The organism is Streptomyces sp. SAS_281 (genome assembly GCF_052542855.1).
The window spans coordinates 89,562-106,402 of the sequence record NZ_JBMNDO010000008.1 but is presented as its reverse complement, the minus strand read 5'-3'; the positions used below and the strand labels follow the sequence as shown (position 1 = coordinate 106,402).

Sequence of the window (16,841 nt, the reverse complement as noted above, 5' to 3'; positions counted from 1 at the left end):
GCCCGTGGGGGCGCCGGCCTGCGACTGCGAGTCATATGGACCAGATAGTGATCATCTCTTTCGTACGACGACGAAGTCCGCGAGCGCCGTGAGCTGCGCCCGCACGGGTTCCGGCATGTCGACACCGTGCAGCACCTCTATGGCGACCGCATGCTGACGACGCGCCTCCTGGGCGGTCCACTCGCGACCGCCCGCCTCCTCGATGAGCGCCGCACGGGCGGCGAACTCCTCCTCGGAGAAGCTGTCGAAGTCGCTGCTCTTGGCGTCGGCGGCGAGCAGTTCGCCGAGGCGCTCGGAGGCCGGTCCGCCCGCGGCGAGCGCGGCGACGACCGGCAGGGACTTCTTGCGCTGGCGCAGATCGCTCCAGGTCTGCTTGCCGGTGGACTCGGGGTCGCCCCAGATGCCGAGGAGGTCGTCGACCGCCTGGAAGGCGAGCCCGAGGTGATGGCCGTACGCCTCCAGGACGTCGGCCGTGCGGTCGTCGGCACCGCCGAGCACCGCGCCGATGGAGCAGGCGCAGGCGAGGAGGGCGCCGGTCTTGTTGCCCTCCATCTCCAGGCACTCCTCGACGGTGACGCTCTCCCGGTGCTCGTAGGAGATGTCCTGGGCCTGCCCGTCGATGAGCTTGCGGGTCGCCGAGGTCAGCCGCCGGGCCGCGCGGCCCGCCTCGGCCGTGCCGAGCTCCAGCAGTATGTCGTAGGCCAGGGCGAACAGGGCGTCACCGACCAGGATGGCCTGGGCGGGGCCGTGCACCTTCCATACGGTGTCGCGGTGGCGCCGCTGCTCGTCGCCGTCCATCAGGTCGTCGTGCAGCAGCGAGAAGTTGTGCACGAGTTCGACGGCGACGGCGCCGGGGATACCGGCCTCCGCCGCGGCGCCGGCCGCCTCGGCGGACAGCAGCGCCAGCGCCGGGCGGACGGCCTTGCCGCCGTCGCCGTCGGCGGGCCTGCCCTGGGCGTCGATCCAGCCGAAGTGATAGGCGGCGACGGTGTCCATGGGCGGTGCGAGCCGGTCGACGGCGGCCCGGAGCACCGGCGCGGAAAGGGCCCGTCCGCGCTCCAGAAGCGCGGTGACGTCCGTGGTCTCCGCCACGGTGTCGGAAGCCGGATTCGCCGGGGTCACTGACTCTCCTCTTGTTCCGGTGGTACTGCTCATGCCGCCTCCTGCAGCGGATGTTCATGGGGGCGGCCGAGCGCCAGGAGCGCGGCGTCCGCGGCACTCGCGCCACTGCGGACCGCGCCCTCCATCGTGGCGGGCCAGCCGGTGGCGGTCCAGGCGCCTGCCAGGAAGAGTCCGGGGGCGCGGGTGAGCGTCCCGGGGCGCAGCAGGCCGACGCCGGGCGCGGGCGCGAAGGTCGCGGTGCGCTCGCGGGTGACGAAGAAGTCCCGGATGCCGGCGCCTCGGGCGGCGGGCAGCAGCCGTTCCAGCTCGGGCAGGTAGCGGGCGCGCAGTTCGGCGACGGGCAGGTCGATCTCGTCGCCGGCCGCGGACTGGGAGACCGCGAGGTACTGCCCGGGTCCGGTGAGGCCGGACGCCTCGGTGCGGTCGAAGACCCACTGGACCGGGGAGCCGAGCGCGGCGAAGAAGGGCCGCCTCAGCACCTTGCGGTCGTAGACGACGTGCACGTTGAGGATCGGGGACGTACCGATCTCCAGGAGCTTGTCCGGTGCGTCGAGCGCGCCCTCGGGCAGCAGGGCGTGGGTCTCGCGCTGCGGTACGGCCAGGACGACGGTGTCCGCCTCGATCCGCTCGGCGCCGGTGTCCACCACCCAGTGCCCGTCTTCGGTGCGGGCGAGGCCGTGGGCCCTGGTGCGCAGTTCGGTGCGGACACCGGCGGAGTCCAGGGCCTTGCGGCTCATCGTGTCGTGGATGTCCCCGAGCGGTACCGCGGCCCAGCCGATGTCGGCCGCGCCCGGGTCGGAGAGCAGCCCGGTCTTGAAGACCTTCGCGGCGAGCCCGAGCGAGGCGTTGGGGGCGGTGGCGTTGAGGGTGGCGACGCCGACGAGGTCCCACAGCGCCTCAATGGTGCGCGGCGACTGGCCGTGCCGGGCGAGCCAGCTGCCGAAGTCCTCGGCGTCGAGGGCGGGGTCGTCCGGGTCGAGCCGGCCGAGGGCGAGCGCGGCCCGGGCGACGCCGGCGCGTTCGGCGAGCGACAGGTGCGGGTATCCGGCGAGACCGGCGGCGAGGTGCAGCGGGACCGGGAGCGCGTTGCGGCGCAGCCGTCCGAGGCGGGGGCCCGCGGGTCGCCCGACGTCCAGAACGGGCACGTCCAAACGGTTTTGCAGCGGTGCCAGGCGGGCGCCGTCGACCCGGTCGAGGAACCAGCGGTAGGCCGTGCAGCAGCGCAGGTAGACGTGCTGGCCGTTGTCGACGGTCAGCGCACCGCGGCGGAAGGAGAAGGCGAGCCCGCCGAGCCGGGGGCGCCCTTCGAGCAGGGTCACGTCAAGCCCGGCATCGGCCAGGCGGAGCGCCGCCGTGACACCGGCGAGTCCACCGCCGATCACGACCGCGCGGGAAGGGCGCGGCACGTCGTCGTTCACGCGTCCCCCTCTCGCCGGCTGTTTGCGCATCGGTCCTGCTCGGATCGGTCCTGCCCAGACAGGGACGCGGCCGCCCGGCCGGGGGTTGCCCGCCGTCCGCCGCGTTCTTCCTTGATGCACATGGTGCGCGAGATGTACCTGAGGCGCATTCAGACACGCCCTCGGGCCGTGCGCCGCGAGATGTGCCGGGCGTCGAGACCGGACAGGCCGCGCACCGCGACGTACGCCTTCTCGTGTCCCGGGAGCGAGACCCTGCCGCGCAGCACGGCCTCGGGGTCGCGCTCGATGCGGTCGAGGAGCCTGCGGTAGATGCCGGCCATGGCCGCCACGCAGGCGCCGCTGCGCCGGTCGAGCATCGGCAGCAGCCGGTAGCCCTCGGCGAACAGGGCGCGGGCGCGCCGGACCTCGAAGTGGACGAGGCCCGCGAAGTCGGAACCGGGCGGCGGGGTGGCCCGCTGGAAGCCCGCGGAGCAGCCGAACTTGGCGAGGTCGTCCGCGGGCAGGTAGGTGCGGCCGTTGCCCGCGTCCTCGCGGACGTCGCGCAGGATGTTCGTCAGCTGGAGGGCGAGGCCGAGCGTGTCGGCGTACTCGGGGGCGCGCTCGGCGCCGGGGGCGCCCGGCTCCGTACCGAACACGCCGAGGCTGAGGCGCCCGATGGCCCCCGCGACGCACCGGCAGTAGACCTTGAGGTCGTCCCAGGTCTCGTAGACGGCTCCGTCCACGTCCATCAGGACGCCGTCGATGAGCTCGTCGAGCCCTTCGAGCGGCAGCGGGAACCTGCGGGCGGCATCGGCGAGCGCGACGGCGACCGGGTCGGTGTCGTCCTCCTCGACCTTGCCGGTGCGGACCCGGTCGAGCAGGTCGCGGGTGCTCTCCAGGCGGACGCGCTTGGTCCCCGGCTCCAGTTCGCCGTCACCGATGTCGTCCACGCGACGGGAGAAGGCGTACAGGGCCGACATGGCCTGCCGCTTCTCGGCCGGCAGCAGCCTGATGCCGTACGCGAAGTTACGCGCCTGCTGTCCGGTGACCGCCTCGCAGTAACTGTATGCGGCCTGCACCGGTGCCGACATGTACGTCGTCTGTCCCTCCACGGTCCGGCTCACCCCTCTCTACGCGCTTCTCGCAAGACAACTCCCACTTCGCGCAGCAGGCTGGGCTTGGTGGGTCCGGGTGGTCCGGGCAGTACGTCGAATCCGGCGGCCGCGATCGCGGTGAGGGCGGCGCGTCCTCCTCCCACGAATCCGGCGAGAAGCAGCCTGAGCCTGCCGTGGACGCTACCCACCAGGGGGGTGCCTTCATTCAGCAGATCCCGGGCGCGTTCCGCTTCGTACGCGATCAGGGAGCGGACCGACGCGTTCGCGGTGGGCGCCGCGAGGTCGCTCTCGCCGACGTGGAACCGGGCCATGTCCTCGGCCGGAAGGTAGACGCGGTCGCGGCCGAGGTCCTCGGCGACGTCCTGGAGGTGCTCCACGATCTGCAGTGCGGTGCACACGGCGTCGGAGCGGCGCAGGCGTTCGGGGCTCGCGGTGCCGGTGAGCTGGAGGACGAGGCGGCCGACCGGGTTGGCGGAGAGCTCGCAGTAGGCGAGGAGTTCCTCGTACGTGCCGTAGCGGCGGACCTTCTGGTCCTGCCGGTTGGCCTCGATGAGGCCGATGAACGGTTCGGGGGTGAGCGCGCGGCGCCGGGCGGTCGGGCGGAGCGCCCGCATCAACGGGTGGTGCGGGGTCTCGCCGGTGGTCGCGAAGACGCGGCGCAGATCGCTCTCGAGCGCGTCGAGCATCGCGAGCCTGTCGTCGCTCTGAGCCGGGTCGAGGCCGAGGTGGACCGCGTCGGCGCCGCCGGGGGCGAGGTCGCCGTCACCGATGTCGTCCACGAGCCGGGCGAAACCGTAGACGGCCATCAGGTCGTCGCGCCAGGCGCGCGGCAGGAAGAAGGGAGCGACCGGAAAGTTCTCGTGGGCTGCTTTGTCGAGGGTTCCGGATGCGGCGGTATCGGGCCGCGTCTGCCGGGTACGGGTCACTGCGGACCGCCCTGCGCGGGGACGGCGTGAGCACCTCGGAGCGGGAGATCTTCCGTCATAGCCGTCACAACTCCCGTTCTACACTGCTGACCCAAAATACCCCATTCCGGACACGCCGCCCGCCCTTCCGAGTGCCGAGGACGGCTCCCGGCCGTCCTCCCAGGCGGTATCGCCCCACTTGCGGCGATCAGCACCGGTACAGCTTACGTTGTACAACGCTCATCCAAACGCCGGGGTCCGGGCCGTGCGGCACCGGACCCGAGGCCCGGGTCAACTTTCCCCCCGCCGGGGCGCGTTCACGTCATCCGGCGGTAGGAGATCGCGACGGCCGCCGTACGACGAGGCGCGGATGTCCGGACTCCGCTCCGCGGTCCGGACATGGCACGGCCTCCGCCGGAGGGGTCCGGCGGAGGCCGTGTGGCATGCGACGCGGGGCGTCCTACTTGCCGGTCTCCCGTTCGTAGGCCCGCAGGACCTCCTCGGTCGGCCCGTCCATCAGGAGCTCACCCTTCTCCAGCCACAGCACCCGGTTGCAGGTGTCCCGGATCGACTTGTTGCTGTGGCTGACCAGGAAGACCGTCCCGGCCTCCTTGCGCAGCTCCCGGATCCGCGCCTCGGAGCGGATCTGGAACTTGCGGTCACCGGTCGCCAGCGCCTCGTCGATCATGAGGACGTCGTGGTTCTTGGCGGCCGCGATGGAGAAGCGGAGGCGGGCGGCCATGCCGGAGGAGTACGTGCGCATCGGCAGGGTGATGAAGTCGCCCTTGTCGTTGATGCCGGAGAACTCCACGATGTCCTCGTAGCGCTCGCGGATCTCCTCGCGGCTCATGCCCATCGCGAGGCCGCCGAGCACCACGTTGCGCTCGCCGGTCAGGTCGCTCATCAGCGCGGCGTTGACGCCGAGCAGCGAGGGCTGGCCGTCCGTGTAGACGCTGCCGCTCTCCGTCGGCAGGAGTCCCGCGATGGCGCGGAGCAGCGTCGACTTGCCGGAGCCGTTCGTCCCGATGAGCCCGATCGCCTCGCCCCGGTAGGCGGTGAAGGTCACCCCGCGCACGGCGTGCACCTTGCGCACCCCGCGCTCCGCACCCTTCTCGCGGCGCATGATCCGGCTCAGTGCGGCGGTGGCGCTGCCCTTGCCACCGCCGCCGCCGTTGACGCGGTACACGATGTGCACGTCGTCGGCGATCACGGTGGGGACCCGCCCCGCGGTGTTGTCGTCAGCCACGGCCGTACCGTTCCTCTGCCTTCCAGAAGTACACGAAGCCCACGATGCCCACCACGATCGACCAGGCGAGGGCGACCACCCAGACGTGGTCCGGCAGGTTCTCGGAGCCGTATCCGTCGATCAGGGCGAACCTGATCAGGTCCATGTAGATGGCCGCCGGGTTGTACTGGAGCACGTCGGTGATCCAGGCCGGCTTGTCCGCGAGCATCACCGGGATGGAGAACATGACGCCGGACGCGTACATCCAGGTGCGCATGACGAACGGCATGAGCTGTGCCAGGTCCGGGGTCTTGGCGCCCATCCTGGCCATGGCGAGGGCCAGTCCGGTGTTGAAGAAGAACTGCATCACCAGGGCGGGGATCACCAGCAGCCAGGAGAGCCGGGGATAGCTGCCGAATCCCACCGTGACCGCGATCAGCACGATCATCGAGTACAGCAGCTGCTGGAGCTGCTGGAGCGAGAAGGAGATGGGCAGCGAGGCACGCGGGAAGTGCAGGGCCCTCACCAGGCCGAGGTTCCCGGAGATCGCACGTACGCCGGCCATCACGGAGCTCTGCGTGAAGGTGAAGACGAACACCCCGGTCACCAGGAACGGGATGAAGACCTCCTGCGGAATCCCCTTCTTCGTGCCCAGGATCAGCCCGAAGATGAGGAAGTAGACCGCCGCGTTCAGGAGCGGGGTCGCCACCTGCCAGAGCTGGCCCAGCTTCGCCTGGCTGTACTGGGCGGTCAGCTTGGCCCGGGAGAACGCCAGGATGAAATGGCGTCGCCCCTGGAGCTGGCGCACGTACTCGAGGAGTCCGGGCCGGGCACCGCTGACCGCAAGGCCGTACTTCGCGGCCAGCTCGGCCGCGCTCAGACCGTCGTCGGCCGATGGCGGGCTGCTCACCGCAACCGCGCCACCATGGGTTGTGTCACTCACCAGAAGAAACTCTCGTATTCGAAATGCGCAGCCAGTCGCGGGCGCGGCTCAGGGCGGACAGGTCCCGACAAGAAAAATACGCCTCATGCTCCCAGAGGGGAGCCTCTCAGATGACCGGAGGGCGGCCCAGCCTGGTCAGTCGCCACACCGTACGCCACTTCATCGGGCGGCGCGGTCCGCAGGGAGTCCGCCAGCCCTCCCGGAAGCCGCCGAACCACGCCTTGAGCGCCTCGCCGGACGGCCTGCGCAGCAGGGTCAGCAGCATCCACACCCCGAGGTACACCGGCACGAGGGGCGCGGGGAGGTTGCGCCGGGCCAGCCAGACCCGGTTGCGGGCCACCATGCGGTGGTACACGGCATGGCGCGACGGGGCCGTGGTGGGGTGGTGCAGCACCATGTCCGCGCGGTAGTCGATCAGCCAGCCGGCGTCCAGCGCCCGCCAGGCGAGGTCCGTCTCCTCGTGCGCGTAGAAGAAGTCGCCCGGCAGCGGGCCGACCTCGGCCAGCACCCGGGTGCGCACCGCGTTGGCGCCGCCCAGGAACGTGGTCACGCGGGACGAGCGCATCGGGTCGGCGGCGCGCAGCCTCGGCACGTGACGGCGCTGGGTGACCCCGGTCTCCGGGTCCGCGATGCGGAAGCTGATGATGCCGAGCCGGGGGTCGTCGGCGAACGCCTTCCGGCACAGTTCCGCGGTGTCGGTGAGGGGCAGCAGCCCGTCGTCGTCCAGGAAGAGCAGGGCGTCCACGTCGGCGCCGGAGGGCCCGAACGCCTCGATGCCGACGTTCCGGCCGCCGGGGATGCCGAGGTTCTCGGGCAGCTCGACGGTGCGGACGCCCGGCGGGACGTCGGGGACGGGCGAGCCGTTGCCGACGACGACCACCTCGATCCGGTCGCCCTCCTGGGCGGCGACCGAATCGAGCAGGGCGCGCAGCTCGGCCGGGCGGTTGCCCATGGTGATGATGACCGCGCCGAGTTTCATGGGTGTGCTCACTTCAGCCTGCTCGATGCCAGGACCGACACGAGGTGCAGCAGGGTCTGGAGCAGGGCGATGCCCGCCAGGACCGCGACGGCGAGACGGCTGAAGAAGAAGTCGTCCCGCACCTCGTCCAGGACGGCCGCGACCAGGATGACCAGGGACGCCTCGACGCAGAGGATGAGCCGGTGGAACTTGAGCGCGCCGGCGGCCCGGCGGGCGAACGCCATGCCGGAGGAGCGCGGCTCGGAGGCGGACTCCTTGACCGGCGGTAGTCCGCCCTGGTGGCGGGCGACGCCGACCAGGTCCGTCTCGGCCTTGATCAGGATCGCGCCGAGCGCGGCGAGCGTACCGAGGAACGCCCACAGCCAGTCGATGCGGCCGGTGCCCCACAGGTCGGCGGAGCGCAGGCCGAAGCCGACGAGCACGGCCGCGTCGCACAGGTAGGCGCCGACCCGGTCGAGGTAGACGCCACCGAGCGAGAACTGCTTCTTCCAGCGCGCGATCTCGCCGTCCACGCAGTCGAGCAGCAGGTACAGCTGGACCATCACGACGCCGAGCACCGCACCCCAGATGCCCGGGACGAGCAGCGCGGGGGCGGCCAGCACACCGGCCAGCGTCATCAGGTAGGTCAGCTGGTTGGGCGTGACCTTGGTGTTCACCAGGTACCGGTCGATGCGCAGGGAGACCTCGCGCATGTATATCCGGCCCGCCCAGTGTTCACCGCTGCGCCGGTCCTTGACGCCCGGCGGGTGAACGACCGGGCGGAGTTCAGCTACTGATGGTCTTGGCATAGTCGGCGTACGCGTCCCTGATCTGATCGGTGGAGAGGCTGAGGTGTTCCAGGACCGTGAAGCGTCCCGGACGGGTCTGAGGGGCGTACTCGACGGCCTGGACGAATTCGTCGGCGGTGAAGCCGATCTCCTCGGGCGTGACCGGCAGACCGTGCCTGCGCAGTACGTCGGCGAAGAGGCCCGACTCGTCCACGGCGCCGCGCAGGTGCATGGCGAAGGCGGCACCGAGGCCGACCTGCTCACCGTGGCTGGCGGCCCGCTTCGGGAACAGCAGGTCGAACGCGTGGCTGATCTCGTGGCAGGCGCCGGACGAGGGCCGGGTGTCGCCGCTGATCGAGATGGCGATGCCGGAGAGCACCAGCGACTCGGCGAGGACGGTGAGGAACTCGTCGTCGGCGACGGTGCCGGGGTGGCGCAGGACGGCTTCGCCGGCGGTACGGGCCATGGCGGCGGCGAGTCCGTCGATCTGTTCGCCGTTGACCTGGTGCGAGAGTTCCCAGTCGGCGATGGCGGAGATGTTGGAGATCGCGTCGCCGATGCCGGACCGCACGAAGCGGTCGGGGGCGGTACGGATCACCGACAGGTCGATCACCATGGCGATGGGCATGGGGACGCCGTAGGAGCCCCGGCCGTTGTCGTTGTCCAGGGTGGCGACCGGCGAGCAGAGGCCGTCGTGGGCGAGGTTCGTGGCGACCGAGACCAGCGGCAGGCCGACCCGGGCCGCGGCGTACTTCGCCACGTCGATGATCTTGCCGCCGCCGAGGCCGACCACGGCGTCGTAGCGCTTGCCCTTGATGTCGTCGGCCAGCTGCACCGCGGCGTCGATGTTGCCGCCTGCGACGCAGTACCAGTCGGCGCCCGGCAGGGCCGGGGCCAGCTTCTCGCGCAGGGCCAGCCCGGAGCCGCCGCTGATCGCGATGGCGAGCTTGCCGGAGGCGGAGATCCGCTGGTCGGCGAGGAGACCGGCGAGGTCGTGCATGGCACCCCGGCTGATGTCCACGAAGACCGGGGAAGGGATGAGTCGGGTCAGTACCGGCACGCGATCTCCCGGCCCTTCGCGAGGTCGTCGTGGTTGTCGATCTCGACCCAGCTCACGTCACCGATGGGGGCGACGTCCACCGTGAAGCCGCGGTTGACGAGCTCCTGGTAGCCGTCCTCGTAGTAGAGGTCCGGGTCGCGCTCGAAGGTGGCCTTCAGCGCGTCGGCCAGTTCCTCGGCGGCCTCGGCCTCGATGAGGGTGAGGCCGATGTACTCACCGGTGGCCTCGGCCGGGTCCATCAGCTTGGTGATCCGCCGGACGCCCTTGCCGTCCTCGGTGACGACCTTCATCTCCTCGTCGGCGAGGGACTTCACCGTGTCGAGGGCGAGGATGATCTTCTTGCCGTCGCCGCGGGCGGCCAGCAGCGTCTTCTCGACGGAGACCGGGTGCACGGTGTCGCCGTTGGCCAGGAGCACACCGCGCTTCAGCACGTCACGGGCGCACCACAGGGAGTAGGCGTTGTTCCACTCCTCGGCCTTGTCGTTGTCCACGAGGGTCAGCTTCAGGCCGTAGGTGGCCTCCAGCTCCTCCTTGCGGGCGTAGACGGCCTCCTTGCGGTAGCCGACGACGATGGCGACCTCGGTGAGCCCGATCTCGGCGAAGTTGGCCAGCGTGAGGTCGAGGACCGTCTTGTCGCCGTCCACCGGCACGAGCGCCTTGGGCAGTGTGTCGGTGTAGGGGCGCAGGCGCCGTCCTGCGCCGGCTGCCAGTACGAGGCCGATCATGCGGGTTCTCCTTCGTCGTGAACGGCGGGCGCCCCGGAGGACACCCAGAAGCGGATGGACTCCACCAGCACGATCACTGCCACGGCCACGGCGAGCACGGTGAGCGCCGTGGTGAAGCCGGAGGCTCCGGTGAGTGCGGCGGCGAGCACGGCCACGACCAGGGTCCGGCCCTCGTGTCCGCCGATCGTGCGCACCAGCCACTGGGGCGGAGCGCCGGTGCCGCCTCGGATGCGGTACACCGTGTCGTAGTGATGGTAGGCGACGGCCGAGACCAGTCCGAAGGCCGCGGGGAGCGCCCCGTCGATGTCGCTGCGGGCGGCCAGGATCAGGACCGTGCAGTACTCGGCGGCCCGGAAGACCGGGGGCACGAGCCAGTCGAGGGCGCCCTTGAGGGGGCGGGCCACGGCTATGCCGGAGCAGATCGCGTAGAACGCGGCGGCGATGACCGTCTGGCGGCTGCCGAAGGGCTGCTGGAGCGCGGCGGCGATCAGCGCGCCCGTGCCGACGAGGGCGACCACCGGGGCGGCCCAGGAGCCGCGCATCTTCGGGCCCCGGGCGGCGATCAGCTGGGCGACCGGGCCGGAGTCCGCGAGGTCGGCGAGGGCCTGGGCGGCGCGGGCGGTGCGCCGGGCCTTGCGGGTGAGGGAGCGCAGGAGGCGGCCCGCGGTGGTGTAGCAGGCGGCGAAGGCGCAGCCGATGAGCAGGGCGTAGAAGACGATGCGCGGGGTGGTGACCGCGGTGAGCACGGCGATCATCGCCCAGCGCTCGCCGATCGGGAGCACGATCATGCGCCGCAGCCAGACCGTCCAGCCGACGCTGTCGAGCTTGTCGGAGAGGGCCGCCGTGGGGCTGCTGTTCGCCACCGCGTCGTGGTTGGCCTCGTTGAACGAGAAGTCGATGACATGGCGGCAGGACTGGAGGACCATCGCGCCGAGCGCCAGCGCCCAGACGTCGTCGCCGCCACGTGCCGCGCCGAGGGCGAGGCCCGCGTAGTAGGCGTACTCCTTGGCGCGGTCGAAGGTGGCGTCCAGCCAGGCGCCCATCGTGGAGTACTGGAGCGAGTAGCGGGCGAGCTGCCCGTCGGTGCAGTCCAGGACGAAGGAGAACAGGAGCAGGATGCCCGCCGCGACGTAGCCGCCCCGGGTACCGGTGGCCGCGCAGCCGGCCGCTATCAGCGCGGTCAGCAGGGACGCGGTGGTGACCTGGTTCGGGGTGAGCCCCCGGCGCGCGCACCAGCGGGCGATGTAGCGCGAGTACGGGCTGATGAAGTGGGTGGTGAAGAAGCCGTCGCGGGCCTTCACCGCGCTGCGCAGCCGGACCGCCTCGTCGTCCACCGCCTCGACGTCCGAGCGGGCGGCGGCGCGGGCGGTCTCGTCGGTGGGCACGGTGGCGACGAGCGAGCCCAGTTCGGGGCGCTGCACCAGGGTGCCCTCGGCCTCCATGGCCGCCGCGAGCCTGCCGGGCACCGTGCGGTCGGTGACCGTGGCGGTGCCGCTCGTGGGCTGTCCGGCGCCGACCGCGTCGGTGGTGGCGCGCAGGGCGCCGACCAGGGCGGGGCGCGCCTCGGCCTGTGCGGTGAGGGCGCCGGGCACGGCCGCCGCGGGGAAGCGGGGGTCGGTCAGGGCGAGCCGCAGGGCGTGGCGGTGGCCGACGAACCGGGGGTCGACCAGGGCGATGCGGTGGGCCGTCGGGACGGCGGCCAGCAGGGCGGCCGCCTCGGTGACGTCGGCGGCTGTCCGGACGTCGAAGCCCAGCGACCGCAGATCGTCCTCCAGTGACGATCCGGGCAGCGGAGCACCTGTGAGAATGGCGGTCGACAGACGAACTCACTCCTTGGGTGCTGACACGGATCGGCACGCGACAGTGCGGCCAGAAGCGGCCGGCGGCATGTCGGCAGAGGCTATCGGATGAACGGAAGCGCGAGTTCACTGCCTGTTCGTGCCCCGTTCCGGGCGGGGCCGGACCACGCGCTCCGCCCGCGATCATCATTGTCGATGGCCGCCCCGCCTGACAAAACCGGGTGGCCCCTCACTGCGCCGAGGCTCTGACCTGCACACGTTTCCGCAGGTCAGAGCCAATGACAACGGTGTTCAGTGCCGTGTTGCCCGATACCCCCCGCCCGTAGTTGACTGGCAGGGCCCGGGCCGGAGGTCCGGGTCCGCGAGACGACCGGGAGGCGTCCCCATGGGGGCAGGGCACGATCACGGACACGCGCACGGGCCGGTCCTCACCGGCACGGCGGCCGCCGCGCACAAGGGGCGGTTGCGCATCGCGCTCTGCATCACCCTGGCCGTGACGGTCATGGAGATCGTCGGCGGTGTGCTGTCCGGTTCGCTGGCGCTGATCGCCGACGCGGCCCACATGGCGACCGACGCCCTGGGGCTGGGGCTGGCGCTGCTGGCGATCCATTTCGCCAACCGGCCGGCCGGCCCGAACCGCACCTTCGGCTATGCCCGGGCGGAGATCCTGGCCGCCCTGGCCAACTGCTGCCTGCTGCTGGGGGTGGGCGGCTATCTGCTCTTCGAGGCCGTGCAGCGCTTCATCGACCCGGCGGAGACCCGGGGCGGGCTCACGATCGCCTTCGCCCTGGTGGGTCTCGTCGCGAACGCGGTGTCGCTGTCGCTGCTGACGCGCGGGCAGCAGGACAGCCTCAATGTGCGCGGCGCCTATCTGGAGGTCCTGGCGGACACGCTGGGCTCGGTGACCGTGCTGCTCTCGGCGGGCATCGTCATGGCGACCGGATGGCAGGCGGCGGACCCCATCGCCTCGCTGGTCATCGGGCTCATGATCGTCCCGCGTACGGTGCGGCTGCTGCGCGAGACGCTGAACGTGCTCCTGGAGGCGGCGCCGCCGGGCGTCGACATGGGCGAGGTACGCGACCACATCACGGCGCTGCCCGGCGTGCTGGACGTCCACGATCTGCACGCCTGGACGATCACCTCGGGGATGCCGGTGCTCTCGGCCCATGTGGTGGTGCAGCAGGACCTGCTGGACTCGATCGGCCACGAGAAGCTGCTGCACGAGCTCCAGGGGTGCCTCGGCGACCACTTCGACGTGGAGCACTGCACCTTCCAGCTGGAGCCCAGCGGGCACGCGGAGCACGAGGCGAGGCTCTGCCGCTGAGCCCCGGCCGGCGCGGCCTGCGGTGTAGGGTTTCGCGGACGTGTGCGGGCGGACATGCCAGGCCCTCGAGTACGGACAAGCCGCTTTTGTACGGCAGACTTGAGCAGACTCGACGGGACCGGCTGCACGGGGCCGGGACCACAGCGAAGGATGGGTATGCCGACCACACCAGTCACCGCGGCGAACACCTCGTCGAACGGCACAGCGGAAGCGATCATGCTCGAACTGGTCGACGAGAACGGCACCACCATCGGCACGGCGGAGAAGCTCTCCGCCCATCAGGCGCCCGGCCGGCTGCACCGCGCGTTCTCCGTGTTCCTCTTCGACGAGCAGGGCCGGCTGCTGCTCCAGCAGCGCGCCCTGGGCAAGTACCACTCCCCCGGCGTCTGGTCCAACACGTGCTGCGGCCACCCCTACCCGGGTGAGGCGCCGTTCGCCGCCGCCGCCCGGCGTACGCACGAGGAGCTGGGGATCTCGCCCTCGCTGCTGGCCGAGGCGGGCACCGTCCGCTACAACCACCCGGACCCGGCGTCGGGCCTGGTGGAGCAGGAGTTCAACCACCTCTTCGTGGGGCTCGCGCAGGAGCGGCTGCGGCCCGATCCGGAGGAGGTCGGCGGGACGGCCTTCGTGACGGCGGCGGAGCTGGCCGAGCGGCACGGCCGTGAGCCGTTCTCCGCGTGGTTCATGACCGTGCTGGACGCCGCGCGTCCGGCGATCCGCGAGCTGACCGGCGACGGCGCCGGCTGGTAGGCCGGCGGAGCGGTCAGAGGGCGGTGCTCAGCGGCAGGGCCGCCCAGATGACCTTGCCGCCGCCCGCGGTGTGCTCGACGTCGCAGGTGCCGCCCGCTTCCCGGGTGATCTCGCGGACCAGCAGCAGGCCCCGGCCGCCGGTCTGCGCGTAGTCGGTCTCCAGCGCGGTCGGGCGGTACGGGTGGTTGTCCTCGACGGACACCCTGACCCAGTCCGCACCCACGGCGACCTCCACGGCGAGCTCGGGCGAGAGCAGCGCCGCGTGCTTGACGGCGTTGGTGACCAGCTCGGAGACGATGAGCAGCAGGCCCTGGGTGATGTCGTCCTCGATCGGCACGTTCTGGCGCTTCAGCAGATCACGCACGGCGTGCCGGGCCTGGGGTACGGAGACGTCCGAGGCCGGAGCGGTGAACCGCCAGACCCCTTCGTACGGCACGGGCCGGGCGGGGACACTCCCGCGGCTCTCCATAGTCCGGTACCCGCTCTCCACTCGTAGCGACTTCACGTCGAGTACAGGGTGGCGGGCGCGGTTGCTCCGGTCCGTGCTACTGAACACAAGTCGATTCCTATTGACCGAACTCGACTTCATTAGCGCGAGAGTGTCAGTTTTCAGACCGCTTCTGCCCGTCCTGGGTGAGCGGGTCCGTTCCTTCTCCCTTGTCCGCTCCTGACGCCATCTGCTCGGAGACCAGGGAGACGATCCGCCGGCCGCCGATACCGACGGCGATGAGCCCGAGCCCGTCGAAGAGCAGGGCCAGCGAGAAGAAGCAGCCGAGCACGTAGAGACTGCTGTGCGGCCAGTCGAAGAGGACGAGCAGGCCGAGGAGCAGGCCGAAGGCACCCTGGAGCAGGGTCCATCCGAACTGCGGTCCGCGCACCACGGCGCTGCCGACGAGCCGGAAGACCCCGCCGGTCAGGAAGAGCAGCGCGGCGAACATGGTCAGCGCCTCGGCGGTGCCGTGCGGATGGCGGATCACGACGAGCCCGGCGGCGATGTTGAGCGCGGCCACCACCGCGCCCAGCCAGAAGTAGCTGGTGCCGCGCGACTGGACGGCGTGCAGCAGACCGACCAGGCCGCCGACGAGGAGCAGCCAGCCGAAGAGGATCACCGAGGTGAGCGTCGCGACGCCGGTGTAGACGAGGCCGACCAGGCCGGCGACGACGAGCAGGAGGCCGAGCAGGGCGAGACCGCTGAAACCGCGGTGGAGCTTCCTGCCTGCGTGTTCGGGACCGTCCACGTGGGGCTCCTCGGGTGCGTGCCTGTTTCGCGCCCCCTTGCTGATCGTAGGTTCGGACACCACGGATAGCATCCGGCCATGGACCGTACGGAACCCCGTGTGGAGCACACCGTCGCCGACGGTGTCGCCACCGTCGTCATCAGCAACCCCGCCAAGCGCAACGCGATGACGGCCGCCATGTGGGAGGCGCTGCCGGTCCTGCTCGACAAGCTGGCCGCCGACCCTTCCGTGGGCGCCCTGGTCCTCATGGGCGCGGGCGACACCTTCTGTGCGGGCGCCGACATCTCCTCGCTCCGGGACCCCGGGAGCGACCCGCAGAGGCTGGCCGTGGCGGCCGAGGAGGCGCTGGCCGCGTTCCCGCTGCCGACCCTCGCGGCGGTGCGCGGCTACTGCGTGGGCGGCGGAAGCCAGCTGGCCGCCGCCTGCGATCTGCGCTTCGCGGCCGAGGGCGCCCTGTTCGGAGTCACCCCGGCCAAGCTGGGCATCGTCTACCCCGCGTCGTCCACCCGCCGCCTGGTCGCCCTCACGGGGCCCGCGACGGCCAAGCACCTGCTGTTCTCCGGTGAGCTGATCGACACGGAGCGGGCGCTGCGGACGGGTTTGGTGGACGAGGTGCTGCCGGCCGACGGGCTGGACGAGCGGGTCGCCGCCTACGTCCGCACCCTGGTGTCCCGGTCCCGGCTGACCCAGGCCGCCGCCAAGGAGTTCGCGGCCGGGCGCGAGGACCGGGACGAGCACTGGGCCGGGCAGGCGCGGGGCTGCGGCGACACCGCGGAGGGGGTCGCCGCCTTCCTGGAACGCCGCACGCCCCGCTTCGGCTGGACGCCTACCGCAGGATGAAGCGGCTCCGGCCCCGCCACTCCTCGACGAGGTCGGCCGGAGCCTTGTCCGGCGACCCGGCGTCGTAGGGCGGCTGGGGGTCGTACTCCGCCAGGAGCTGTACGGCCTGGGCGGTACGGTCGCCGGCCATGCGGCCGAGCAGCGTGAGGCCCATGTCGATGCCGGACGAGACACCGGCGGCGGTGACGTACTTGCCGTCGAAGACCACGCGCTCGCCGGTGGGCTCGGCGCCGTGGTCCCTGAGCGTGTCCAGGGCTAGCCAGTGCGAGGTGGCGCGCCGCCCCTTCAGCAGCCCGGCCGCCGCCAGCAGCAGCGATCCGGTGCAGACGGAGGTCGTCCAGGTGCTGGCCTCGTCCGCGCGGCGCAGCCATCCGAGCAGGTTCTCGTTCTCCATCTGGTGGTGCTGCCCGGGGCCGCCGGGGACGATCACCAGGTCGGGGGCGGGGACCTCGTCGAACGTCCGGTGCGCGACCAGGTCGAGGCTGCCGTTGTCGTTGCGTACGGCGCCCGTCCGTTCGGCGACGAAGACGGTCTCGGCACCCGGGGTGCGGGACAGGATCTCGTAGGTGCCGACGGCGTCCAGCGCGGTGAAGCGGTCGAAGAGGACGATGGCGATCTGCATGGGGCTGCTCCCTGTCTGTCTCTGTCTTGC

18 protein-coding genes are annotated in these 16,841 nt (G+C 71.5%); 4 read left to right on the top strand and 14 right to left on the bottom strand.

Annotated elements, in window-relative coordinates; translation table 11 throughout:
- Nucleotides 1-51 precede the first annotated feature (51 nt).
- From ACN6LM_RS05520 to ACN6LM_RS05470, 11 genes are all read right to left on the bottom strand, one after another.
- Nucleotides 52-1,155, bottom strand: a complete 1,104-nt coding sequence (locus ACN6LM_RS05520) for a polyprenyl synthetase family protein (RefSeq protein WP_445064124.1) — start codon at nt 1,153-1,155, stop codon at nt 52-54.
- Nucleotides 1,152-2,540: a hydroxysqualene dehydroxylase HpnE gene (gene hpnE, locus ACN6LM_RS05515; protein ID WP_445064123.1), complete on the bottom strand. Its 1,389-nt coding sequence runs from the start codon at nt 2,538-2,540 to the stop codon at nt 1,152-1,154. Before hpnE ends, ACN6LM_RS05520 begins: the two co-directional genes overlap by 4 nt.
- A 149-nt stretch (nt 2,541-2,689) precedes the next feature.
- Complete coding sequence (hpnD, locus tag ACN6LM_RS05510; RefSeq protein ID WP_445064131.1) at nt 2,690-3,610, bottom strand: presqualene diphosphate synthase HpnD; 921 nt, start codon at nt 3,608-3,610, stop codon at nt 2,690-2,692.
- Nucleotides 3,611-3,639: 29 nt separating this feature from the next.
- Complete coding sequence (gene hpnC, locus ACN6LM_RS05505) at nt 3,640-4,560, bottom strand: squalene synthase HpnC (RefSeq protein ID WP_445064122.1); 921 nt, start codon at nt 4,558-4,560, stop codon at nt 3,640-3,642.
- 439 nt (nt 4,561-4,999) lie between these two features.
- Complete coding sequence (locus ACN6LM_RS05500) at nt 5,000-5,785, bottom strand: ABC transporter ATP-binding protein (protein WP_445064121.1); 786 nt, start codon at nt 5,783-5,785, stop codon at nt 5,000-5,002.
- A complete protein-coding gene (locus tag ACN6LM_RS05495) occupies nt 5,778-6,707 on the bottom strand; it encodes an ABC transporter permease (protein ID WP_445064120.1) in 930 nt (309 codons plus the stop codon). Before ACN6LM_RS05495 ends, ACN6LM_RS05500 begins: the two co-directional genes overlap by 8 nt.
- A 106-nt stretch (nt 6,708-6,813) precedes the next feature.
- Nucleotides 6,814-7,686, bottom strand: coding sequence for a glycosyltransferase family 2 protein (locus ACN6LM_RS05490; RefSeq protein WP_018520227.1), 873 nt, complete (start codon nt 7,684-7,686; stop codon nt 6,814-6,816).
- Nucleotides 7,687-7,694: 8 nt separating this feature from the next.
- Nucleotides 7,695-8,474, bottom strand: a complete 780-nt coding sequence (locus ACN6LM_RS05485; RefSeq protein ID WP_445064119.1) for a CDP-alcohol phosphatidyltransferase family protein — start codon at nt 8,472-8,474, stop codon at nt 7,695-7,697.
- A complete protein-coding gene (locus ACN6LM_RS05480; protein WP_403986386.1) occupies nt 8,452-9,513 on the bottom strand; it encodes an iron-containing alcohol dehydrogenase family protein in 1,062 nt (353 codons plus the stop codon). The genes ACN6LM_RS05485 and ACN6LM_RS05480 overlap by 23 nt, the downstream gene beginning before the upstream one ends.
- Nucleotides 9,501-10,238: a phosphocholine cytidylyltransferase family protein gene (locus ACN6LM_RS05475; RefSeq protein WP_445064118.1), complete on the bottom strand. Its 738-nt coding sequence runs from the start codon at nt 10,236-10,238 to the stop codon at nt 9,501-9,503. Before ACN6LM_RS05475 ends, ACN6LM_RS05480 begins: the two co-directional genes overlap by 13 nt.
- Nucleotides 10,235-11,944 carry a DUF5941 domain-containing protein gene (locus ACN6LM_RS05470; RefSeq protein WP_445064130.1) on the bottom strand — a complete coding sequence of 570 codons (1,710 nt, stop codon included), beginning with the start codon at nt 11,942-11,944 and terminating at the stop codon, nt 10,235-10,237. Before ACN6LM_RS05470 ends, ACN6LM_RS05475 begins: the two co-directional genes overlap by 4 nt.
- On the opposite strand from ACN6LM_RS05470, the gene ACN6LM_RS05465 reads away from it, so the two are divergent.
- The 3 genes from ACN6LM_RS05465 (at nt 11,882) to idi (ending at nt 14,111) form a co-directional block, all read left to right on the top strand.
- The gene (locus ACN6LM_RS05465) at nt 11,882-12,016 is read left to right on the top strand and encodes a hypothetical protein (RefSeq protein ID WP_445064117.1); all 135 of its coding nucleotides are present in this window, start codon (nt 11,882-11,884) and stop codon (nt 12,014-12,016) included. The genes ACN6LM_RS05470 and ACN6LM_RS05465 overlap by 63 nt on opposite strands.
- A gap of 406 nt (nt 12,017-12,422) precedes the next feature.
- Nucleotides 12,423-13,361, top strand: coding sequence for a cation diffusion facilitator family transporter (locus tag ACN6LM_RS05460; RefSeq protein WP_445064116.1), 939 nt, complete (start codon nt 12,423-12,425; stop codon nt 13,359-13,361).
- Between the two features lie 156 nt (nt 13,362-13,517).
- A complete protein-coding gene (idi, locus tag ACN6LM_RS05455; RefSeq protein WP_445064115.1) occupies nt 13,518-14,111 on the top strand; it encodes an isopentenyl-diphosphate Delta-isomerase in 594 nt (197 codons plus the stop codon).
- A 13-nt stretch (nt 14,112-14,124) separates the two neighbouring features.
- Here idi and ACN6LM_RS05450 read toward each other — a convergent pair whose 3' ends face one another.
- Together ACN6LM_RS05450 and ACN6LM_RS05445 are read right to left on the bottom strand one after the other, a co-directional pair.
- Entirely contained in the window at nt 14,125-14,580 is a 456-nt protein-coding gene (locus ACN6LM_RS05450; RefSeq protein WP_425809156.1) for an ATP-binding protein, read from the bottom strand.
- A 133-nt stretch (nt 14,581-14,713) separates the two neighbouring features.
- A complete protein-coding gene (locus tag ACN6LM_RS05445) occupies nt 14,714-15,349 on the bottom strand; it encodes an HdeD family acid-resistance protein (protein ID WP_445064114.1) in 636 nt (211 codons plus the stop codon).
- Between the two features lie 78 nt (nt 15,350-15,427).
- Between ACN6LM_RS05445 and ACN6LM_RS05440 the strand changes: the two genes are divergently transcribed.
- On the top strand, nt 15,428-16,189 hold the full coding sequence (locus ACN6LM_RS05440) for an enoyl-CoA hydratase/isomerase family protein (RefSeq protein ID WP_445064113.1): 762 nt from the start codon (nt 15,428-15,430) through the stop codon (nt 16,187-16,189).
- Here the strand turns inward: ACN6LM_RS05440 and ACN6LM_RS05435 are convergent.
- Nucleotides 16,176-16,811 carry a DJ-1/PfpI family protein gene (locus ACN6LM_RS05435; protein ID WP_445064112.1) on the bottom strand — a complete coding sequence of 212 codons (636 nt, stop codon included), beginning with the start codon at nt 16,809-16,811 and terminating at the stop codon, nt 16,176-16,178. The genes ACN6LM_RS05440 and ACN6LM_RS05435 overlap by 14 nt on opposite strands.
- Nucleotides 16,812-16,841: the final 30 nt, after the last annotated feature.